Origin of the sequence: Acidovorax delafieldii 2AN, from assembly GCF_000175235.1 — a bacterium.
Taxonomy (GTDB): Bacteria; Pseudomonadota; Gammaproteobacteria; order Burkholderiales; family Burkholderiaceae_C; genus Acidovorax; species Acidovorax delafieldii_B.
In genome coordinates this window covers 1-20,840 of record NZ_ACQT01000016.1, presented here as the reverse complement: position 1 = coordinate 20,840, position 20,840 = coordinate 1, and the positions used below count along the sequence as shown (strand labels likewise).

Here is a 20,840-nt window from a genome sequence, read left to right as displayed (position 1 = left end):
CACTGAAAGATCAACCATGTTTGAATCCATCCGCAAGCACTCCAAGGTCGTGATGCTCTTGTTGTTCTTGTTGATCATTCCTTCGTTCGTACTGGTAGGCATCGACCGCAGCTATTTTTCGCAGAAGAGCTCTGTTGTCGCCCGCGTGGATGGCCACGACATCAGCCAGACAGACTGGGACAATGCCCACAAGGTGGAGACCGACAGGATCCGTGCCCAGTCGCCCACAGTGGATGCCAAACTGCTGGATTCTCCGCAGGCCCGCTATGCGACTCTGGAGCGCCTGGTGCGCGACCGCGTCTTTCAGGCTGCCTCGCAAAAAATGCACCTGGTGACCAGTGACAGCCGGCTGGCGCGCAGCCTGCAAGAGATTCCTGCCATCGCCGCGCTGAAGCGCCCCGACGGTTCGCTCGACGCCGAGGCCTATCGGGCATTGGTCGGTGCACAGGGAATGTCGCCCGAGGGCTTTGAGGCCAACGTGCGTCGCGACATCTCTGTGAACCAGGTTCTGGGCGGTGTGATGGGTACGGCCTTTGGCACCGATGCACAAGTGAAGCTTGCGCTGGATGCCCTCTACCAACGCCGCGAGGTGCAGGTGGCACGTTTCAATCCTGCCGATTTCGCCGGCAAGGTAACCCCCTCCGACGCAGATCTCGAGGCCTACTACAAGGCCCACACCGCCGATTTCCAGCAGGCCGAACAGGCAACCGTGGAGTATGTGGTGCTTGACCTCGATAGTGTGCGTGCGGGCATCACGCTCAACGAAGACGACCTGCGCACCTACTACAAGGAAAACTTGACCCGGCTTGCCGGCAAGGAAGAGCGCCGGGCTAGCCACATCCTGATCAATGCATCGAAGGACGCCCCTGCCGCAGACCGCGAGAAGGCCAAGGCCCGCGCGACGCAACTGCTCGAGCAGGTCCGCAAGGCGCCCGCCACCTTTGCCGAGGTTGCAAAGAAGTCGTCCGACGACACTGGGTCAGCGCCCGCGGGTGGTGATCTGAATTTCTTCGGCCGGGGTGCCATGGTCAAGCCATTCGAAGATGCCGCGTTTGCAATGAAGAAGGGTGATATCAGCGATGTGGTCGAGACCGACTTCGGCTACCACATCATCATGCTCACGGACATCAAGACGCCTCGCCAGCCCAACTTTGAAGAGCTTCGCCCTTCGATGGAAGCCGAGCTCAAGCAGCAACAGGCGCAGCGGAAGTTTGCCGAAGTGGCGGAATCGTTCGCCAATGGCGTCTACGAGCAATCGGACAGTCTCAAGCCCGTTGCCGAGAAGCTCAAGCTCAAGGTGCAGACGGCCACCGGAGTCACGCGCTCGCCGGCCCCGGGTGCAACCGGCCCTCTGGCCAACGGCAAGCTCCTGGAAGCCCTTTTTTCGGCCGAGTCGCTTGAGAACAAGCGCAACACCGAGGCGGTGGAGGTGGGCCCGAGCCAAATGGCCGCAGCCCGCGTGACGGCCTACACCGCCGCGCGCACCCTGCCGTTGGATGAGGTGCGAGCCCGTGTGCGCACCCTCTACGTCGCAGAAAAATCTGCGGAGCTGGCACGCAAGGAAGGCGAAGCCAAGCTGGCCGCCTGGAAGTCCGCAGCGGGCAATCCGGCCGGCCTGCAGGCCGCTGTGGTGGTGTCGCGCGACCAACCCCAGAATCAGCCACGTCCTCTGGTCGATGCCGTGCTGGGCGCCAGCACTGCGGCTTTGCCCGCTTGGGTGGGGGTGGACCTGGGTGCGCAGGGCTATGCGGTTGCGAAGGTCACCCGCATCGTCCCCCGCGATGCGCCTAACGAGCAGGTCGCACGGCAGGAACGACAACAGTATTTGCAGTGGTGGAGCAATGCCGAAGGGCTGGCGTACTATGAACTGCTGAAGGAACGCTTCAAGGTGCAGATCAAGGCCCCGCGTCCACAGTCGGCGGCTGGTGCTTCGGAAATTTGAGAAGTCTAGGAAGATAGCCCGTTTTTTCGGGCTATAATATGAAGCTACGGTGGCTGTAGCTCAGTTGGTAGAGTCCAGGATTGTGATTCCTGTTGTCGTGGGTTCGAGCCCCATCAGCCACCCCAGTAAACAAAAAACCCGCTATTTCTTCGATAGCGGGTTTTTTTATTTCCCATCCGGTTTCTCCGCAGCCGGCGGCAGTCAAGGTGCCGTACATCCTGTCGTGCCGCATGGCATGTTGAAGAGGCGTTGGGCATGCGGCGGAGCAGACTCTGCGCCCGCATGCCGAAGGTTGGGTATTGCGGGACAGGGCCACGAGATGCCGGATGTCATTTGCAGGTGGTCGTCGTGCGTGTGGCACCAGTACGCGTTGACCATGGCCGCTACGGATAGATGTCAAGGGTGGGGCGGCCCATGAAGTTTGAGCAGCAAGCGATGTAGCGTGTTGGCTGCGTCATTTGCAGTTGCGTCAGGCTTTCTCTATCCCCGGCCCATCCTGGCGTACTCGGCCGTCCTGCGCCGCAACCCGGCGAGGCGTGCCGCACGCATACCTGGCCACCGGCAAGTTTTTACCCCAGTCTGGCGCGCGCAGGGTTTTCCAAGGAAGCCGCTACCGGCGCCGCCTCGAAGTGCACGCAAAAAAAGCCCGATCTCGGGATCGGGCTTTAAAGGGATCCCTGAAACGGGGGTTTCGAGAGGATCCAAGGAGACAAAGGGTTGTCCCATAGGACATTGGCGCAATTATCAGGGTATTCCCTGAATTCGACCTAGAGTCTGCACTCCAGATCTTCGCCTTGAAATCAGCGCTTGCGGGGCGCGGCCGTCTTGGCTGCGTTCGCAGCGGTGCTGGCGACAGCATTGAAATTGGCTTCGGCCACGTCGGATGCCTGCTTCACGGCCTTTTGCACCGACTCGAAAGCATTGTTGGCGGCAGAGACGGCGCTCTTCATCACGGCGACTGCGGTTTCGGAGCCGGCCGGTGCATTCTTGGCGGCGCTGTCCACCAAGTTGGTGAAGCTGCGCTGCGCATCGGTGGCCTGTACTTCGAAGGCACGGGTGAACTCTGCGCCAGTGCCCGAAGCGATGTCGTACAGGTGGCGGCTGTAGGCGGCGGTCTTTTCAGCCAGGGGCTGGAAGAGGCCGGCTTGCAGGGCCAGGAGTTCCTGTGCGTCCTTCACGCCCAGGAGGGCCTGGGTGTGGTTGGCGGCTTCAGCCAGGGCGGCGCGCGAGGCGGTCACGTTCAGTTCGACCAGCTTTTCCACGCCTTCGAATGCCTTGTTGGTCAAACCGAACAGGGTTTCGATGTTGGCCTTGTGGGAAGCCAGGATTTGTTCTGCGGTCAGCGTCATGTCATATCTCCTAAAAGTGGGACCTTGCGGGCCGGGTACTTACAGACATCTGCGCTGACCCTGACTTGACCAAGTCATGTTGCAGTGCAGCATGGGTTGAATTTTAGGGGCTGCGGGCCCGATTGCAAGCGATTTTTGTTGCGTTGCAACATATTAGAGGCTGCACCCCAGTGGCGCGGCCGTTGCCACAATCGCGTCATGCATGCCTATTACGCAGACCACTTTGTGCTGCCCCTGCCGCAGGGCCACCGCTTTCCCATGGCCAAATACGGCATGTTGCGTGACCGGCTGGCGCTCGATCTGCCGGGCGTGGCGTTGCAGGAAGCGCCTGCGGCAAGCGATGGTGAACTGGCGCTGGCGCACGTGCCGAGCTATATCCAGGCGGTTGCCACGGGCACGCTGGCGCCTGCCGCGCAGCGCGAGATCGGCTTTCCCTGGAGCCCGGCCATGGCGGAGCGCGCTCGGCGCTCGGTGGGCGCCACAATCGCCGCCTGCCGTGCGGCCCTGCGGGAGGGCGTGGCCGGCAATCTGGCAGGCGGCACCCACCATGCCTATGCCGACCGGGGCAGCGGGTTCTGCGTGTTCAACGACATCGCCGTGGCGGCCCGTCTGATGCAGGCCGAGAGGGCGCGTGCAGGCGTGAAGGCGCAGCCCTTGTGCGTGGCGGTGATCGACCTCGACGTGCACCAGGGCAACGGCACGGCCCATCTCTTTCAGGGCGACGACAGCGTGTTCACGCTCTCGCTGCACGGGGCGCGCAATTTTCCCTTCCGCAAGGAGGAGGGCGATCTCGACGTTGAACTCCCTGATGGCTGCGCTGACGACGAGTACCTGCATGCGCTGGAGCAGGCCCTCGATGCGCTCGACCAGCGCTTTGCCCCGGGGCTCGTGCTCTACCTGGCGGGCGCGGACCCGCATGTGGGCGACCGGCTCGGCCGCCTTGCACTCAGCCACGATGGCCTCGAGGCCCGTGACCGCCGGGTGTTCGACTGGGCTTGGCAGCGCGGCGTTCCCCTGGCGTTCACGATGGCGGGCGGCTATGGCCGCGACATGGCCGACACGCTGCGCGCCCAGGTGGCCACCTGGCGCGTGGCACTGCAATACCACGCGCGCTGGCAGAATCTCCGGCCATGACAAACGCTCCCACCTCCCCGGCGCCGCGCCCGGCCCCGCAGCCGCGCAGCGCCTTTCGGGCCTTTCGTTCGATCAGCACGCGCTGGGCCGACAACGATGTCTATGGCCACGTCAACAACGTCGTGTACTACAGCTGGTTTGACACCGCCGTGAACGCGCACCTCATCGAGCAGGGCGTGCTCGATATCCATGCGGGCGAAACCATCGGGCTGGTGATTGAAACCCAGTGCAATTACTTTGCGCCGCTGGCATTTCCGCAAACCGTGGAAGCAGGCATCCGCGTGGCCCGCCTGGGCAGCTCCAGCGTGCGGTATGAGGTGGGCCTGTTTGCCCAGGGCGAGGCGCTCTGCGCCGCCGCGGGGCATTTCGTTCACGTGTATGTCGATCGCACCACGCGCCGGCCCGTGCCAGTGCCCGAGGGCCTGCGCACCGTGCTGCAGGCGCTCGTGGTGAGCGGGTAACTCGATTGCTATATAAAATGTAGCTGCTTGTGCGCAGCAGAAAAGCGCCTGCGCTATTTCTGACAGAAATTTGGCAACTGTGGGGGCTTGCGCGCGCGCACGGTGGCTGCGGGCGCGCGATGGCCTACACTTTGAGGCCCCTGGCCTTGCCAGCGATGGTTTCCGCCCCGGGCTGCCGCCGTGGCCCCGCCCCACCATGATCATCACCAGCCTGCTCGACACCGACCTGTACAAGTTCACCATGATGCAGGTGGTGCTGCACCAGTTTCCAGGTGCGCGGGTGGAGTACCGGTTCAAGTGCCGCAACCCCGGCGTGCAACTGGCGCCCTTCGTGGGCGAGATCCGCGACGAGATTCGCTCGCTGTGCAGCCTGCACTTCCAGGAGGCCGAGCTCGACTACCTGCGTTCGCTGCGTTTCATCAAAAGCGACTTCGTCGATTTTCTCGGGCTGTTCAAGCTCAATGAGAAATACATCACCGTGATGCCGCTGGAAAGCGGAGAGATCGACATCACCATCCGCGGGCCCTGGCTGCACACCATCCTGTTCGAGATCCCGGTGCTGGCCATCGTGAACGAGGTGTATTTCCGCAATACCCAGAAGGTGCCCGACTTCCCCGAGGGGCGCAAGCGCCTCGACGTCAAAATTGCCCAGCTGCAGGGCGAAGGCCTGGACGAGCTCAAGATTGCCGACTACGGCACGCGCCGGCGTTTCAGCAGGGCCTGGCACGAAGAGGTGCTGCGCGTGCTGGTGGCGCGCCTGGGCGCTGGTGACCGCCGCCCGGGCGGCGGGGCGGGACCGGGCCAGTTTGCCGGCACCAGCAACGTGCTGTACGCCATGAAGCTGGGCGTGACGCCGCTGGGCACCATGGCCCACGAATACCTGCAGGCCTGCCAGTCGCTGGGCCCCCGCCTGCGTGACAGCCAGGTCTTCGGTTTCGAGATGTGGGCCAAGGAATACCGGGGCGACCTGGGCATCGCGCTATCCGACGTGTACGGCATGAGTGCCTTCCTGCGCGATTTCGACCTGTACTTCTGCAAGCTCTTCGATGGCGCCCGGCACGACAGCGGCGACCCGTTTGCATGGGGCGAGCGCCTGCTCGAACACTACCGTCACAACCGTGTGGACCCGCTGACCAAGACGCTGATCTTCAGCGATGCCCTTACCGTGCCCCGCACCATCGAGCTGTACCGGCAATTCCACGGACGCTGCCTGCTGGCGTTTGGCATTGGCACCAACCTCACCAACGATCTGGGCTACGAGCCATTGCAGGTGGTCATCAAGATGACGCGCTGCAATGACCAGCCCGTCGCCAAGGTGTCCGATACGCCTGGCAAGGGCATGTGCGACGACGAGAAATACCTGGCCTACCTGCGCCAGGTATTCGAGATTCCCTCGGTACCGTGACCGCGCCCCGCGTGGCCCCGGCAACCCCTCGACAAGAAGGAGACAGACCCATGAAGATTTCCCGCTGGCTGACCGTGGCCGCCCTGTGCGCGCTTCCCGGCCTGGCCTGTGCCGCCGACATCGACGGCAGCCGCCTGTCGGTGCTGTGGGGCGTGCCCTTTGCCGGCATCCTGCTGTCCATCGCGCTCATGCCGTTGCTGGTGCCCATTTTCTGGCACCACCATTTCGGCAAGGTGGCGGCGGGCTGGGCACTGGCGTTCTTGCTGCCGTTTGCGGTGGTCCATGGGCCGGGCGCGGCGGGCGCCAGTTTTGTTCACGCACTGGTGGGTGAATACATTCCCTTCGTCATCCTGCTCACGGCGTTGTTCACTGTCGCGGGGGGCATCCACATCCGGGGCAACCTGCATGGCGGCCCGGCGCTGAACACCGCCATCCTGGCCATTGGTGCGGTGCTGGCCAGCTTCATGGGCACCACGGGTGCGTCCATGCTCATGATCCGCCCGCTGATCCGCGCCAACGACAACCGCAAGCATGTGGCGCATGTGGTGGTGTTCTTCATCTTCATCGTTTCCAACGCCGGCGGCTCGCTCACCCCGCTGGGCGATCCGCCGCTGTTCCTGGGCTTCCTGAAGGGCGTGGACTTCTTCTGGACCGTGGGCCACATCTTCCCCGAGACCCTGTTCTTGGTCGGTGCGCTGCTGGCCCTCTTCTTTGCGCTGGATTCCTGGTATTACCACCGGCGTGAAGAGGTGCTCAAGGCTGACCCTACCCCCGACTCCAAGGCCATCGGCTTCGACGGCAAGGCCAACTTCGCGCTGCTGGGCGCGGTGGTGGCGCTGGTGCTGATGAGCGGGCTGTGGAAGTCGTCTGTGGTGTTCCACGTGGCGGGCACCGAGGTGGGCCTGCCCGGCATCGTGCGCGATGTGGGGCTGATCCTGGTCACGCTGGTGTCGCTGGTCGTCACCCCTCGCAAGGTGCATGAAGACAACCAGTTCAGCTGGGGCCCCATGCAGGAGGTGGCCAAGCTGTTTGCCGGCATCTTCCTCACCATCATTCCCGTCATCGCGATGCTCAAGGCGGGTGTCAGCGGCCCGTTCGGTGCCGTCGTGGCTGCCGTGACACGGCCCGATGGCACGCCCGACCCGGCCATGTATTTCTGGGCCTCGGGCGCGCTCAGCTCCTTCCTCGATAACGCGCCGACCTACCTGGTGTTCTTCAACACCGCCGGTGGCGACCCGGCCGTGCTGATGACCACCCTGGCTCCTACGCTGGCGGCCATCTCGGCGGGCTCGGTTTTCATGGGCGCCAACAGCTACATCGGCAACGCGCCCAACATGATGGTCAAGGCCATTGCCGAAGACCGGGGCGTGAAGATGCCCAGCTTCTTTGGCTACATGCTGTGGTCGGGCGGCGTTCTGGTGCCGCTGTTTGTCGTGATGACCTTCATCTGGTTCAGATGATGGACATCCCCCCTGAGCGGCTGCGCCGCTTCCCCCTTCTCTCGCCCCGCAGCGCGTTGCGGGAAGGAGGACGCGGCCCTCGCTGCAGGGCGGCCATTGCTCGGCGGCCACTGGCTTGGACCACGCCAGTTTCACGGGCCGACGTGCCTCGCGAATAGTTTGGAGATTGAAGACTTATGAGCAAACCCCGCATCCTGGTCGCCCGTGCGATCTTCCCTGACATCGTGGACCGCCTGCGCGAGCATTTCGACGTGGAGGACAACCCCGCCGACGCCATCTGGACGCCACACGAGCTGGCCGCGCGCCTGGCCGACAAGGACGGCGCGCTGACCACCGGCAGCCAGCGCATCGACGCAGCCCTGCTGGCCGCGGCGCCGCGCCTGAAGATCTGCGCCAACATGGCCGTGGGCTACAACAACTTCGACGTGGACGCCATGACCTCCGCAGGCGTGCAAGGCACCAACACGCCCGATGTGCTGACCGAAACCACGGCCGACTTCGGCTTTGCGCTGTTGATGGCCACGGCCCGCCGCATGACCGAAAGCGAGCATTACCTGCGCGCCGGGAAGTGGACGAAGTGGAGCTACGACATGTTCGCGGGCAGCGACATCCACGGCAGCACGCTGGGCATCATCGGCATGGGCCGTATCGGGCAGGGCATTGCCAGGCGCGGCGCGCATGGCTTTGGCATGAAGGTGGTCTACCACAACCGCTCGCGCCTTTCGCCCGCGCTGGAGGCCGAATGCAAGGCCACCTACGTGGGCAAGGAAGAGCTGCTGCGCACGGCCGACCATGTGGTGCTGGTGGTGCCCTACAGCGCGGCATCGCACCACACCATTGGCGCGGCCGAGCTGGCGCTGATGAAGCCCACGGCCACGCTCATCAACATTGCGCGCGGCGGCATCGTGGACGACGCGGCCCTGGCGGTGGTCCTGCGCGATCGGCGCATTGCAGCAGCGGGCCTGGATGTTTTCGAGGGCGAACCCAGCGTTCACCCCGACCTGCTCACCGTGCCCAATGTGGTGCTCACGCCCCACATCGCCAGCGCCACGGTGCCCACGCGCCGCGCCATGGCCAACCTGGCGGCCGACAACCTGATCGCCTTCTTGGGCGGGCAGGGTCCGCTCACGCCGGTGAACCAGCCTGCGCCCGGCCTGCGGGGGCAATGACATCCATCTTCACGCCAAATTGGCTTCTGGCGCTTGCTGGATAAGCGCTAGAAGCTATCAAAACAATAGTAATTTGCCTTGACTACCGACACCCTCGTTTTGCTGGCTGCGCTGGCACTTGTCATCGTTCTGCTGGTGCTGCTTTTGCTGCGCCGCCCCCGCGTCGAGCTACCGGCCGAGTGGCTGGCCCGCCTGCAGGCACTCGAGCAGACCGCCCAGGCCACGCAGATTGCCGTGGCCAAGAACGACGGCGCCCTGGACGGCATGGGCCAGCAGTTGCGCGGCTTCACGCAGACCACGCAGACCACGCTCGAGACGCTGCGCCACGCGGTGGACGAGCGCCTGGCCCAGGCTGTCACCGAGTCGCGCAGCGGCCGCACCGAACTGCTGGCAGCGTTTGGCGTGTTCGAAGGGCGGCTGGAGCAGCGCCTCACGGCCTTCGACTCCGCCCTCACACAGCGCCAGGCCGCGCAGGATGCGGCGCTGGCCCAGCGGTTTGATGCGTTGCAGAACGCCGTGGCCGGGCGGCTCGAGGAAAGCAGCAAGGCCTTGCTGGCCCACTTGGCGCAGGGTCAGGCCGATGCCGCCGCCGCCCGCACCGAGCTGTCGGCCACGCTGGTGGGCTTTCGCACCGAACTCACCACCACGACGGCCGCGCTGGCGGCCGAAAGCGTCAAGAGCCGTGAAGCCATGGGCGAGAGCACCGCGCTGTTTGAAAAGCGCATCCAGGAACGCTTCGAGGCCCTGCAGGCCGCCACGCGCCTCACGCTCGACTCGCTCAAGGGCGACATCCAGACGCAGCTGGGCGCCATGTCCACGGCGCTCAAGGACCAGCTCGAAGCCAACGGCTTCCAGATCAAGAACCAGTTCTCGGTGCTGCAAGACGCCGTGTCGCAGCAGCTCACCGGCCTGGTGCAGGGCAGCCAGCACAACGCCGAGCAGCTGCGCACCGCGCTCAACGAACGCCTGGCCGCCATCCAAGCCGATAACGCCACCAAGCTCGAGGAAATGCGCCGCACGGTGGACGAAAAACTCCACGCCACACTGGAGCAGCGCCTGGGCGAATCCTTCAAGCTGGTGAGCGACCGGCTCGAACAAGTGCACAAGGGCCTGGGCGAAATGCAGACCCTGGCGGGCAGCGTGGGCGACCTCAAGCGCGTGATGACCAACGTGAAGTCGCGCGGCACCTGGGGTGAAATGCAGCTGGGCGCCATCATCGACAACGTGCTCACGCCCGACCAGTTCGCGCGCAACGTCAAGACCGTGCCGGGCAGCGACGAGCTGGTGGAATTTGCCATCCGCCTGCCGGGCAAGAGCGACGAGCACCCGGTCTGGCTGCCCATCGATTCCAAATACCCCGTGGAGCAGTACCAGCGCCTGATGGACGCGCAGGATGCGGCCGACAAGGCTGCCATCCTGTCGGCGGGCAATGCGTTCGAGACCTCGATCAGGCTCGAAGCCAAGAAGATCTTCGCCAAGTACGTCTCGCCCCCGCACACCACCGACTTTGCCGTGCTGTACCTGCCCACCGAAGGCCTGTTTGCCGAGGTGATGCGCCGTCCCGGCCTGGTCGAGGCCGTGCAGAACGACTGCCGCGTGATGATCACCGGCCCGGCCAACCTGGCCGCCATGCTCAACAGCCTGCAGATGGGCTTCAAGACGCTGGCGATCGAGAAGCGCTCGTCCGAGGTGTGGAGCCTTTTGGGCATGGTCAAGACCGAGTTCGCCAAGTTTGGCGATGTGGTCGAGGCCACCAAGAAATCCATCGACGCCGCCGCCAAGAAGTTTGATGAGGTGGGTGTGCGCACCCGTGCCATCCAGCGCAAGCTGCGCGACGTGCAGGACCTGCCTGCGCCTGACACTGCAGTGCCCTTGGCGGGGGTGCGCACGGCCGCACTGCCTGGGTTGGACCCCGAGGACGATCTTCTGTGAACTGGGCGCTGGCGCGGCTCATTGCGGGCCAGATCTGCGTGCATGCCTGCATGGCCGGCATGCGCATGGCCGCGCCGCTGCTGGCACTGCACGAGGGATACAGCGCGGCGGCGGTGGGGGTGCTGCTGGCACTGTTCGCACTGACGCAGGTGTTCCTGGCCCTGCCCGCGGGGCGTTATGCAGACCGCCATGGCCTCAAGCGCCCGGTGGGCTACGCCGTGGTCGTGGCTACCAGTGGCACCGCCTTGGCGCTGCTGTTTCCGGTGTTCCCGGTGCTGTGCGTGGCGGCGTTGGCCACGGGCGGCGCCACCGGGGCCGCCACCATCGCGCTGCAGCGCCATGTGGGCCGCGCCGCGCACGATGCCACCGAACTCAAGCGCGTGTTCAGCTGGCTGGCCATCGGGCCGGCCGTGTCCAACTTCATCGGCCCGTTCTGTGCCGGCCTGTTGATCGACCATGCCGGCAGCACCGCCGGCAGCGTGGAGGGGTTTCGCGCGGCGTTGCGCTGCTGGCCCTGCTGCCGCTGGCCACCTGGTTCTGGGTGCGCGACACCACCGAGCTGCCGTCGGTGGCTGCCGCGGCCGGCGGCGCCACGCAGCGGGCGTGGGATCTCATGAACGAGCCGCGCTTTCGGCGCCTGCTGCTGGTGAACTGGTTTCTGTCGTCGTGCTGGGATGTGCACACCTTCGTCGTGCCGCTGCTGGGGCATGAGCGCGGCCTGTCGGCCTCGGTGATCGGCACCATTTTGGGGGCCTTCGCCATCGCGGCGGCGCTTATCCGGGTGATGATGCCGATGGTGGCTGAGCGCTTGCGCGAGGCCACCGTGGTCACCACCGCCATGCTGGCCACGGCCTTGCTGTTCGCGGTCTACCCGCTGCTGCCTTCGGCGCTGACCATGGGTGCCTGCTCGGTGCTGCTGGGTTTTGCGCTGGGGTCGGTGCAGCCCATGATCATGAGCATGCTGCACCAGATCACGCCGCCCGCGCGCCACGGCGAGGCGCTGGGGCTGCGGCTCATGACCATCAACGCTTCCAGCGTGCTCATGCCCGTGCTGTTCGGCTCGGCGGGCGCGCTGATCGGCGTGGCGGGGCTGTTCTGGGTGGTGGGGGCGAGCGTGGGGCTGGGCGCCCGCCAGGCCTGGCTGTTGGGGCGCGGCGCCTGACGCCTTAGAGCCTGTTCAAAGTCTTTTCATGGTGTCCGTTGCCCCGCAAAGGCAGTGGATGCAAGGCGCCCACCGCAAGCCGCACTGACATGCGGCGAGGATGGGCCCGGCCTAGGTCAGGCAACGGCGCAGACGCCGCCTTTGCAGGGCAACCCTTCGGGCAAGGCCGCAAAAAGCCGCACTCGTCGTTGCGCACCTTGCCCAGGCCGCTGGCGCGCCGCGCGTGCGCAAGCGCAGTCAGAGCTTGTAGAACGCCTTGACCAGGTCCCAGGCTTTCTGCGGGTCGTCCGTGAAGTGGAACAGTTCCAGGTCCTTGGCGGAGATGGTGCCTTCCTCGACCATCACGTCAAAGTTGATGAGGCGCTTCCAGTAGTCCACGCCGAACAGCACGATGGGCACCGGCTTGGCCTTGCCGGTCTGCACCAGCGTGAGCACCTCGAACAGTTCATCCAGTGTGCCAAACCCGCCGGGGAACGCCACCAGGGCCTTGGCGCGCATCATGAAGTGCATCTTGCGCAGCGCAAAGTAATGGAACTTGAAGCTCAGCGATGGCGAGATGAAGCGGTTGCCGCTTTGCTCGTGCGGCAGGCCGATGTTGAGGCCGACGTTCAACGCGCCGGCCTCGTGGGCGCCCCGGTTGGCGGCTTCCATGATGCCGGGGCCGCCACCTGTGCAGATGTAGATGCGGTCGGCGGGGCGCTGGCGCTCGCTGTAGTCGGCCACCAGGCCCGCAAACTGGCGGGCGAGGTCGTAGTAGCGGGCATTGCGCACGGCCTGGCGGGCGCGCAGCAGCTGGTCCGCGTCGCCGCTGGCTTCGGCTTCGCTCAGGCGGGCCGCTGCCTCGTCGGGAGCCACGAAGCGGGCACTGCCATACACCACCACCGTGTTCTCGATGCCTTGCTCGGCCTGGCCCAGGTCGGGCTTGAGCAGCTCGAGTTGAAAGCGGATGCCGCGGGTTTCACGCCGGAACAGGAATTCCGGGTCGGCAAAGGCCAGGCGGTAGGCGTCGGCATGCAGGGGGTTGTCGTTGTTGGCGTGGGCGTGCAGTTCGGCCCAGGCATCGGCCAGGCGGCGTTCGTTGAGTTGGGTGTTGGCTTCCATGGGATTGCGGGCGCTGCGGCGCGGGGCCGTGCGGTGAAGATGAGGGAATGGCCCCGTCGCGCATGGGCGCCGGGTTGGACCGGATTTTATGCCAGATCACTTGCTTGCACTTGATGGATGCGCGTTACAAGCTATGAAAACGATAGTGAATCTGCGCGCGATGTGCAGGCCACAAGGGGGTGCAGAGGGGTGCAAAGAGGCCACGGGAGCTAGAGGCGACGACGCCGACGAGGGGTCGCGGGGGGCGCGGTGGATACTTTGGCGCTGTGGGGCGTTGTGGGCGGCGTGGCAGATGCGTGGGTGGTTGCGAGGGATGGGCCGAGGGTGCTTGCGGCTGGTGGTTGCATGGCTGAACGCGCCCGCTGTTCATGGCGCAGCCCCCGGGCAGCCAACAGCAATGCTGGCCGTAGCGCCGATCCCTATCGATCTGACCGCTGACCGTTGTCGGGTGAGGGCGACGGGTAAAGAGGGCGGAGGTGGACGGGCAGGGGACTGAGGCACGTGCACGGTTCACGGCCTGCATGGCTTGCCCGCAACAAGCCGGCGCGGGTGAGCGCGTTCGCTCCATCAAACCCGCACTGCCAGCGCGGCCAGCGCTTGAATGCCATGCCCCTGCATGGCCATACTGCGCAAGCAGGCGCGGCGCTCCCAGCGGCGCGGCGCAACTCTCCGGCCCCACAGGGGCCTTCGACCTGGTGCCATTCCATGAACCCATCCGCACAGCCACCCGACTGGGACCCCCGGTCGGCCGACGTTCAGCGTGGGCCGATCCGTGCCTACGACGAGGTGGCCCAGCGCTGTCCCGTTGCCTTCAGCGACATGCTGCAATGGTCGGTGTTCCGCCACGCCGATGTCATGCGCGTGCTGCTGGATCCGGCCACCTTCAGCAATGCCGTGTCGCGGCATGTGGCCGTTCCCAACGGCATGGATCCGCCTCTGCATACCGCGTACCGCCAGGTCATCGAACCCTATTTTTCGGCGCAGCGGGTGGACGCCTTCGAGCCCGCGTGCCACGCGATTGCAGACGTGCTGGCGCAGGCGCTGCAAGGGGCGGGCGAGGTGGAACTGATGGAGTCTTTTGCGCTGCCCTTTGCCGTGCGCGCGCAGTGCGCCTTCATGGGCTGGCCGCAGGCGCTGCATGCGCCGCTGGTCTCGTGGCTGCACAAGAGCCAGGCCGCCACCCTGGCGCAAGATAGGCCCGCACTGGCGGCGCTGGCCCAGGAGTTCGATGGCATCGTGGAAGGCCTGCTGCAGACCCGCCGGCAGGCCGGTGCCGCGGCGCCGCACGACCTCACCACTGCACTCATGCAGGAAACCGTCAACGGAGCGCCCCTGAGCGCGGCCGACATCACCAGCATTCTGCGCAACTGGACGGTGGGAGAGATTGGCACCATCGCCGCTGCCGTGGGCATCCTGGCGCAGTGGCTGGCCGGGCATGGCGACGTGCAGGCCCAATTGCGCGCCCACAGCGCGCTTGTGCCGGCCGCCATCGAGGAAATCCTGCGGCTGCACGGCCCGCTGGCAACCAACCGGCGTGTGACCACCTGCCCGGTGGAACTGGGCGGCCGCTCGATTGCGGCGGGGGATCGTTTGACGATCCACTGGACATCGGCCAACCGCGATGGCCGTGTGTTTGACCAGCCTGACACGTTTCAACTGGACCGTGACCAGTCTGCCAATCTGCTGTACGGTGCCGGCATCCACGTGTGCCCCGGGGCGCCCCTGGCACGCATGGAATTGCGGGTGGCACTGCAGGCGCTGCTTGCGGCCACCACGCAGTGGCAGGCTGCGCCTGGCGGCGGTGCGGTGCCGGCCGTGTACCCGGCCAGCGGCTTTTCGAGCCTGCGGCTGCGTGTGCAGTAGCGCCCAGCCAGCAGCACGGCGGCGTAGCTGCGCATACGCGCGGTGGTGTGCCCGGTGCCCTGTGGGCGTTGCTGTCAGGTGCGGTCAGGCGCGGCTGGGCAGGGCCAGTGCCACCGTCTGCAGCCCCAGCACGGTCATGAGCAGCGAGCCGCCCAGGTGCAGTGCGGTGGTGCCCGACGCCAGCAGGTAGCGCTGCTGCTGCAGCATGGTCACCACCTCGGCCGAGAAGCTGGAAAACGTGGTCAGCGCGCCCAGAAACCCCGTGACCAGCGCCAGGCGCCACACGGGGTCAATCTGGGGCAGGGCCTGGAAAGTCGCCAGGCACACACCAATGAGGTAGCCGCCCACCAGATTGGCCACCAACGTGCCCCAGGGCAGCAGCGCGCCGGGGCTGCTGAGCCACAAGCCCAGGCGCCAGCGGGCCAGCGCGCCCAGGCAGGCGCCGATACAGATGGACAGAACATTCAGCATGGCGCCATTGTCCACATCCGGTGGCCGCCCCCAGGCTTCAGTGGGCTGACATCTGCTGCGGCAGCCAGGTCACGATGCCGGGGAACACGTAGATCAGCGCCACGGCAGCACACATGAGCAAAAACATGGGCATCGCCACCTTGGCGATCCAGGGCAGCTGGCGGCCCGTCATGCCTTGCAGCACGAACAGGTTGAAGCCCACGGGCGGCGTGATCTGCGCCATCTCGACCACCAGCACGATGAAGATACCGAACCAGATGGTGTCGATGCCGGCGGCCTGCACCGTGGGCATGAGCACGCCCATAGTCAGCACCACCATCGAGATGCCGTCCAGGAAGCACCCGAGGATGATGTAGAAAACCGCCAGCGCCATGATGAGCTGGGCCTGGTTCAGTCCCAGCGAGGCAATCCACTCCGCCAGGTGGCGCGGCAGGCCGATATAGCCCATGGCCAGCGTGAGAAAGGCGGCCCCCGCCAGGATCAGCGAAATCATGCAGTACAGGCGCGTGGCGCCCATCAGCGAATCCTTGAAGGTGCCCCAGTTCATCGAGCCCTGCACGGCCGACAGCACCATCGAGCCCACCACGCCCACGGCAGCCGCCTCGGTGGCGGTGGCAAAGCCGGTGTAAATGCTGCCCAGCACGGCTGCAATCAGCAGCACCACGGGGATCAGGCTGCGCGATTCCGACAGCTTTTGCATGAAGCTCATGCGCACGTCGGCGGCAGGCACTTGCTCGGGGTGGCGCAGTGCCCAGACCATGATGTAGCCCGAGAACAGGGCGGCCAGCAAGATGCCGGGCAGCACGCCCGCAATGAACAACTGCGAGATCGAGACCTCGGCCGACACGCCGTAAACGATCATGATGATCGACGGCGGGATCAGCAGGCCCAGTGTGCTGGCCCCGGCCAGGGTGCCCACCACCATGTGCTCGGGGTAGCCCCGGCGCGTCAGCTCGGGCAGCGTCATCTTGCCGATGGTGGCGCAGGTGGCAGCGCTGGAGCCTGACACGGCGGCAAAGATGGTGCAGCCGACCACATTGGTGTGCAGCAGGCGGCCCGGCAGCGCCTGCACCCAGGGGGCCAGGCCCTTGAACATGTCTTGCGACAGCCGGGTGCGGAACAGGATTTCGCCCATCCAGATGAACAGCGGCAGGGCGGTGAGGGTCCAACTCGAAGCGCTGCCCCAGATGGTCACCGCCATGGCGTCGCCCGCCGGGCGCGCGGAAAACAGCTGCATAGCGATCCAGGCGACGCCGGAGAGGGTGAGCCCGATCCATACGCCGCTGCCCAGAATCAGGAACAGCGAAAGGACAAGCAGGCCGGTTATGGCGAGATCACTCATGGTAGGTCGTGCCGGGTTTATTCATTGCGCAAGGCTTCGCCGGTTGGGGCATCCACACGTTGGCCCATCATCTCCAGCACCAGTTCGTCCACGAACGCGATCGCCAGAATCACCGTGCCAACGGCCATGGCGATTTGTGGAATCCACAGTGGCGTGGCGTCGCTGCCAGTGGAGATGTCGTGGAACTCGTGCGACTGCCAGGCCAGCTTGCTGCTGTACACCGCAAACAGCAGCGCCAGCAGCGTGGCAATCGCCAGGGCCCAGATCTCGAACGCCTTCTTGGCGCCGCCCTTCAGGAAGTTGAGCAGCAGCGTGACGCGGATGTGTTCGCCGCGCTTCAAGGTGTGGGCCAGCGCCAGAAAGCCGGCTGCGGCCATCAGGTAGCCCGCATAGGCATCGGTGCCGGGCACATGGAAATGGAGCTGGCGGCTGGCGATGGACAACAGCACCATGCCCAGCAGGCCGACCATGAAAAGCGCCGCCAGGGCGGCGGCGCTGTCGTACAGAAAATTCAGCAGACGACGCATGGGCTCAGTCTTTGAGAATATGGAAGGCTTACTTGCGGTAGGTGTCGATCAGGGCCTTGCCCTCGGGGCCGGCCTTGTCGAGCCATTCCTTGAGCATGGTGTCGCCCACCTTGGCCATGTCGGCCTTCAGCGCAGCAGGCGGCGCCACCACTTCCATGCCGCTGGCCTTGAGCTTGGCCATGGTGTCGGTGTTCACCTTGGCACTGCTGGCCCAGCCGCGCGCCTCGGCGTCGGCACCTGCCTTGAGCAGCACTTGCTGCAGGGGCTTGTCCAGTGCGTCAAACGCCTTCTTGTTCACCAGCACCGCATTCTTGGGCAGCCAGGCCTGGGTGTCGTAGTAGTACTTGAGGTGTTCGTAGAGCTTGCTGTCCACGCCCGTGGCTCCCGAGGTCATCGTCGATTCGACCACGCCCGTGGCCAGGGCCTGCGAGAACTCGGCCGCCTGCACCGTGACGGGCTGTGCGCCCACGAGTTCGGCAATGCGTGCTGTGGCGGGGCTGTAGGCGCGCCACTTGATGCCCTTGAGGTCGGCGGCGGTGGCCAGTGGCTTCTTGGTGTAGATGCCTTGCGGCGGCCATGCCACGGCGTACAGCAGCATCATTCCCTGTTCAGCCAGCTTCTTTTCCAGAAAAGGCTTTTGTGCTGCGTAGAGCTTCTTGGACGCGTCGTAGCTGTCGGCCAGGAAGGGCAGGCCGTCCACGCCAAACAGCTGCCATTCGTTCTGGAAGTTGGCCAGCAGGATCTCGCCCATCTGTGCCTGCCCGCCCTGCACGGCGCGCTTGATCTCGGGGGCCTTGAACAGCGCGGCGTTGGCATGCACCGTGATCTTGAACTTGCCGCCCGTGGCCTTGTCCACGTCGCTGGCCAGCTGCACCAGGTTCTCGGTGTGGAAGTTGGTGGACGGATACGCGGCCGCCAGGTCCCACTTGGTCTGTGCAAAGGCCGAGGTGACAGACAGACCAGCGGCCAGGGCCAGGCAGAGTGCCGCGGTGGGGAAGATTCGACGCTTCATGGGGTTCGCTCCGCAGGGTTGGGTGTGACAAACAGGAAAGGTCACTCTATCGAAGGCACGGCATTTGGGCATAGGTGTTTTGCCTGAATGATGACAAATTGCCAACAAATTACCATCGACATGCCTACAATGTTTGCATGCACATCCCGTGCCAACGGGGCTTTTTGCGGAGATGCCTTTTCCATGAAACCTGCCAAGGCCATGAGCGATTCGGGGCCCATCGTGTCGTCTGCGCACCTGGTGTCGGCACACAGCGCGGAGATGAGCGAGTTCGAATTCGGCCTCATCGTGGCGGGCAATGCGTTCCACCGCTGGGTGGTGCACTGCATGTCGGCCGCCGGCCTGAAGGACCTGACGCCGCTCGATGTGGTGGTGCTGCACCATGTCACGCACCGGGCACGCGACAAGCGGCTGGCCGACATCTGTTTCATCATGAACGTGGAAGACACGCACCTGGTGAACTATTCGCTCAAGAAGCTGCTGACGCTGGGCGTGGTGGCCTCCAAGAAGAATGGCAAGGAAGTCACCTACGCCGCCACCGACACTGGCCGCGCCTATGTGCAGCGCTACCGCGAGATCCGCGAGACCTGCCTGATCGAGGCGCTCAACGTCGACGACGCCCTGAACCGCGACATTGGCGAGCTGGCCCGGCTGTTGCGCGTGCTCTCGGGCATGTACGACCAGGCGGCCCGGTCCGCCGCGTCGCTGTAGCCCTGGTTTTTGATGAAAAACGCCGCTTGCGCTTGCTGCATAAGCGCGAGCAGCTATTGATTGAGTAGCAATTCATGTCCAATCCGTCTTCTTCCGTACCCCGCTGGCAGTTCTGGATCGACCGGGGCGGCACGTTCACCGACGTGGTGGGCAAGCGGCCCGATGGACAGCTTGTCACGCACAAGTTGCTGTCAGAGAACCCCGAGCAGTACCGCGACGCCGCGGTGGCCGGCATCCGGCATTTGCTGGGGCTGGCGCCGGATGCGCCGGTCACACCCGATCGGGTCGAGTGCGTGAAGATGGGCACCACCGTGGCCACCAATGCACTGCTGGAGCGCAAGGGCGAGCCCACGCTGCTCATCACCACGAGGGGCTTCAAGGACGCGCTGCGCATTGCCTACCAGAACCGCCCGCGCCTGTTCGACCGCCATATCGTGCTGCCCGAACTGCTTTACAGCCGCGTGGTCGAGGCACAGGAGCGCATGGGCGCGCACGGCGAGGTGATCGAGCCGCTGGACGAGGAGCATCTCAAGGAACGCCTGTGGGCCGCCTACGACGCGGGCCTGCGCAGCGCGGCCATTGTGTTCATGCACGGCTACCGCTACACCGCGCACGAGGAGGCCGCTGCCCGCATCGCGCGTGCAGCGGGCTTCACGCAGGTGAGCGCATCGCACGCCACCAGCCCCATGATGAAGTTCGTGAGCCGGGGCGACACGACGGTGGTGGATGCCTATCTCTCGCCCATCCTGCGCCGCTACGTGGAGCAGGTGGCCACGGAAATGCCCGGTGTTCCGCTGTTCTTCATGCAATCCTCGGGCGGACTGACGGATGCGCACCGCTTCCAGGGCAAGGACGCCATCCTCTCGGGCCCGGCCGGCGGCATCGTGGGCATGGCGCGCACAGCCGCCCTGGCGGGGCATGGGCGCGTGATCGGTTTCGACATGGGCGGCACATCCACCGACGTGAGCCACTATGCGGGCGAATTCGAGCGCGAGTTCGAGACCCAGGTGGCGGGCGTGCGCATGCGTGCGCCCATGATGAGCATCCACACCGTGGCCGCAGGCGGGGGCTCCGTCCTGGGGTTTGACGGCGCCCGCTTTCGCGTGGGGCCTGAAAGCGCCGGCGCCAATCCTGGTCCTGCCAGCTACCGCCGCGGCGGGCCCCTGGCCGTGACCGATGCGAACGTGATGGTGGGCAAGATCCAGCCCGCGCATTTCCCCCGCGTGTTTGGCCATGCGGCCAACGAGCCGCTGGACGCCGACGCGGTGCGCGAAAAATTCGCGGCACTCGCCGTGCAGACCGGGCGCCCGCCCGAGGAAGTGGCCCAGGGCTTCATCCAGATCGCGGTGCAGCAGATGGCCAATGCCATCAAGAAGATCTCGGTGGCGCGCGGCTACGACGTGACGCGCTACACCCTGCAGTGCTTTGGCGGCGCAGGTGGTCAGCACGCCTGCCTGGTGGCCGATGCCTTGGGCATGGAGCGGGTGTTTGTGCACCCCCTGGCCGGCGTGCTGTCAGCCTATGGCATGGGCCTGGCGGACCAGAACGTGATCCGCGAGCAGGCCGTGGAGCGCCCGCTGGCGCCGGAGGCATTGCCCGATATCGCCGCCACGCTGCACGCGCTTGCTGCCGCCGCGCAGGCCGAACTGGTGCAGCAGCAGGCGGGCGCCGGCACCATGGCGGTGCACCAGCGCGTGCACGTGCGCTACGAAGGGTCCGACTCGGCACTCGTGGTGCCGTGGCCGGATGCACCGGCCCCGCTGGAGGAGAGCAGCCCGGCGCTGGGCGATGCCCTGAAT

Annotated in this window: 16 protein-coding genes, 1 tRNA gene and 1 pseudogene; 12 read left to right on the top strand and 6 right to left on the bottom strand. The window is 65.5% G+C overall.

The window, feature by feature from the left end:
* Positions 1-16: 16 nt before the first annotated feature.
* Together ACDELDRAFT_RS04685 and ACDELDRAFT_RS04680 are read left to right on the top strand one after the other, a co-directional pair.
* The gene (locus tag ACDELDRAFT_RS04685) at positions 17-1,942 is read left to right on the top strand and encodes a SurA N-terminal domain-containing protein (RefSeq protein ID WP_005793964.1); all 1,926 of its coding nucleotides are present in this window, start codon (positions 17-19) and stop codon (positions 1,940-1,942) included.
* Between the two features lie 49 nt (positions 1,943-1,991).
* Positions 1,992-2,067 (top strand) — tRNA-His (locus ACDELDRAFT_RS04680).
* 675 nt (positions 2,068-2,742) lie between these two features.
* Here ACDELDRAFT_RS04680 and ACDELDRAFT_RS04675 read toward each other — a convergent pair.
* On the bottom strand, positions 2,743-3,291 hold the full coding sequence (locus ACDELDRAFT_RS04675) for a phasin family protein (RefSeq protein ID WP_005793962.1): 549 nt from the start codon (positions 3,289-3,291) through the stop codon (positions 2,743-2,745).
* A gap of 198 nt (positions 3,292-3,489) precedes the next feature.
* On the opposite strand from ACDELDRAFT_RS04675, the gene ACDELDRAFT_RS04670 reads away from it, so the two are divergent.
* From ACDELDRAFT_RS04670 to ACDELDRAFT_RS04640, 7 genes and pseudogenes are all read left to right on the top strand, one after another.
* The gene (locus ACDELDRAFT_RS04670; RefSeq protein WP_005793960.1) at positions 3,490-4,425 is read left to right on the top strand and encodes a histone deacetylase family protein; all 936 of its coding nucleotides are present in this window, start codon (positions 3,490-3,492) and stop codon (positions 4,423-4,425) included.
* Complete coding sequence (locus ACDELDRAFT_RS04665; RefSeq protein ID WP_005793959.1) at positions 4,422-4,886, top strand: acyl-CoA thioesterase; 465 nt, start codon at positions 4,422-4,424, stop codon at positions 4,884-4,886. Before ACDELDRAFT_RS04670 ends, ACDELDRAFT_RS04665 begins: the two co-directional genes overlap by 4 nt.
* 196 nt (positions 4,887-5,082) lie before the next feature.
* The gene (pncB, locus tag ACDELDRAFT_RS04660) at positions 5,083-6,291 is read left to right on the top strand and encodes a nicotinate phosphoribosyltransferase (protein ID WP_005793957.1); all 1,209 of its coding nucleotides are present in this window, start codon (positions 5,083-5,085) and stop codon (positions 6,289-6,291) included.
* Between the two features lie 50 nt (positions 6,292-6,341).
* The gene (locus ACDELDRAFT_RS04655; RefSeq protein WP_005793955.1) at positions 6,342-7,751 is read left to right on the top strand and encodes a sodium:proton antiporter; all 1,410 of its coding nucleotides are present in this window, start codon (positions 6,342-6,344) and stop codon (positions 7,749-7,751) included.
* Positions 7,752-7,927: 176 nt separating this feature from the next.
* Positions 7,928-8,920 (top strand): 2-hydroxyacid dehydrogenase, encoded by a 993-nt coding sequence (locus ACDELDRAFT_RS04650; protein WP_005793953.1) that lies wholly within the window; start codon positions 7,928-7,930, stop codon positions 8,918-8,920.
* A gap of 78 nt (positions 8,921-8,998) precedes the next feature.
* Complete coding sequence (gene rmuC, locus ACDELDRAFT_RS04645; RefSeq protein WP_005793951.1) at positions 8,999-10,852, top strand: DNA recombination protein RmuC; 1,854 nt, start codon at positions 8,999-9,001, stop codon at positions 10,850-10,852.
* Positions 10,849-12,014 (top strand): annotated as a pseudogene (locus ACDELDRAFT_RS04640) (MFS transporter). The gene rmuC and the pseudogene ACDELDRAFT_RS04640 overlap by 4 nt, the downstream one beginning before the upstream one ends.
* 237 nt (positions 12,015-12,251) lie before the next feature.
* Here ACDELDRAFT_RS04640 and ACDELDRAFT_RS04635 read toward each other — a convergent pair.
* Positions 12,252-13,115: a TIGR00730 family Rossman fold protein gene (locus ACDELDRAFT_RS04635; protein WP_005793945.1), complete on the bottom strand. Its 864-nt coding sequence runs from the start codon at positions 13,113-13,115 to the stop codon at positions 12,252-12,254.
* Between the two features lie 705 nt (positions 13,116-13,820).
* On the opposite strand from ACDELDRAFT_RS04635, the gene ACDELDRAFT_RS04630 reads away from it, so the two are divergent.
* A complete protein-coding gene (locus ACDELDRAFT_RS04630) occupies positions 13,821-14,978 on the top strand; it encodes a cytochrome P450 (RefSeq protein WP_005793943.1) in 1,158 nt (385 codons plus the stop codon).
* A gap of 84 nt (positions 14,979-15,062) precedes the next feature.
* Here ACDELDRAFT_RS04630 and crcB read toward each other — a convergent pair whose 3' ends face one another.
* The 4 genes from crcB to ACDELDRAFT_RS04610 are packed head-to-tail and all read right to left on the bottom strand — an operon-like array spanning position 15,063 to position 18,330.
* Positions 15,063-15,449, bottom strand: a complete 387-nt coding sequence (crcB, locus tag ACDELDRAFT_RS04625) for a fluoride efflux transporter CrcB (protein ID WP_005793941.1) — start codon at positions 15,447-15,449, stop codon at positions 15,063-15,065.
* A 37-nt stretch (positions 15,450-15,486) separates the two neighbouring features.
* Complete coding sequence (locus ACDELDRAFT_RS04620; RefSeq protein WP_005793939.1) at positions 15,487-16,791, bottom strand: TRAP transporter large permease; 1,305 nt, start codon at positions 16,789-16,791, stop codon at positions 15,487-15,489.
* A gap of 17 nt (positions 16,792-16,808) precedes the next feature.
* Positions 16,809-17,318, bottom strand: coding sequence for a TRAP transporter small permease (locus ACDELDRAFT_RS04615; RefSeq protein WP_005793938.1), 510 nt, complete (start codon positions 17,316-17,318; stop codon positions 16,809-16,811).
* 28 nt (positions 17,319-17,346) lie between these two features.
* Positions 17,347-18,330 (bottom strand): TRAP transporter substrate-binding protein, encoded by a 984-nt coding sequence (locus tag ACDELDRAFT_RS04610; protein WP_005793936.1) that lies wholly within the window; start codon positions 18,328-18,330, stop codon positions 17,347-17,349.
* A 183-nt stretch (positions 18,331-18,513) separates the two neighbouring features.
* Here ACDELDRAFT_RS04610 and ACDELDRAFT_RS04605 point away from each other — a divergent pair, with 183 nt between their 5' ends.
* Both ACDELDRAFT_RS04605 and ACDELDRAFT_RS04600 read left to right on the top strand, forming a co-directional pair.
* The gene (locus ACDELDRAFT_RS04605) at positions 18,514-19,041 is read left to right on the top strand and encodes a winged helix DNA-binding protein (protein ID WP_005793934.1); all 528 of its coding nucleotides are present in this window, start codon (positions 18,514-18,516) and stop codon (positions 19,039-19,041) included.
* A gap of 74 nt (positions 19,042-19,115) precedes the next feature.
* Positions 19,116-20,840, top strand: a 1,725-nt coding sequence (locus ACDELDRAFT_RS04600) for a hydantoinase/oxoprolinase family protein (RefSeq protein WP_005793933.1), incomplete at its 3' end; no start/stop codon positions are given.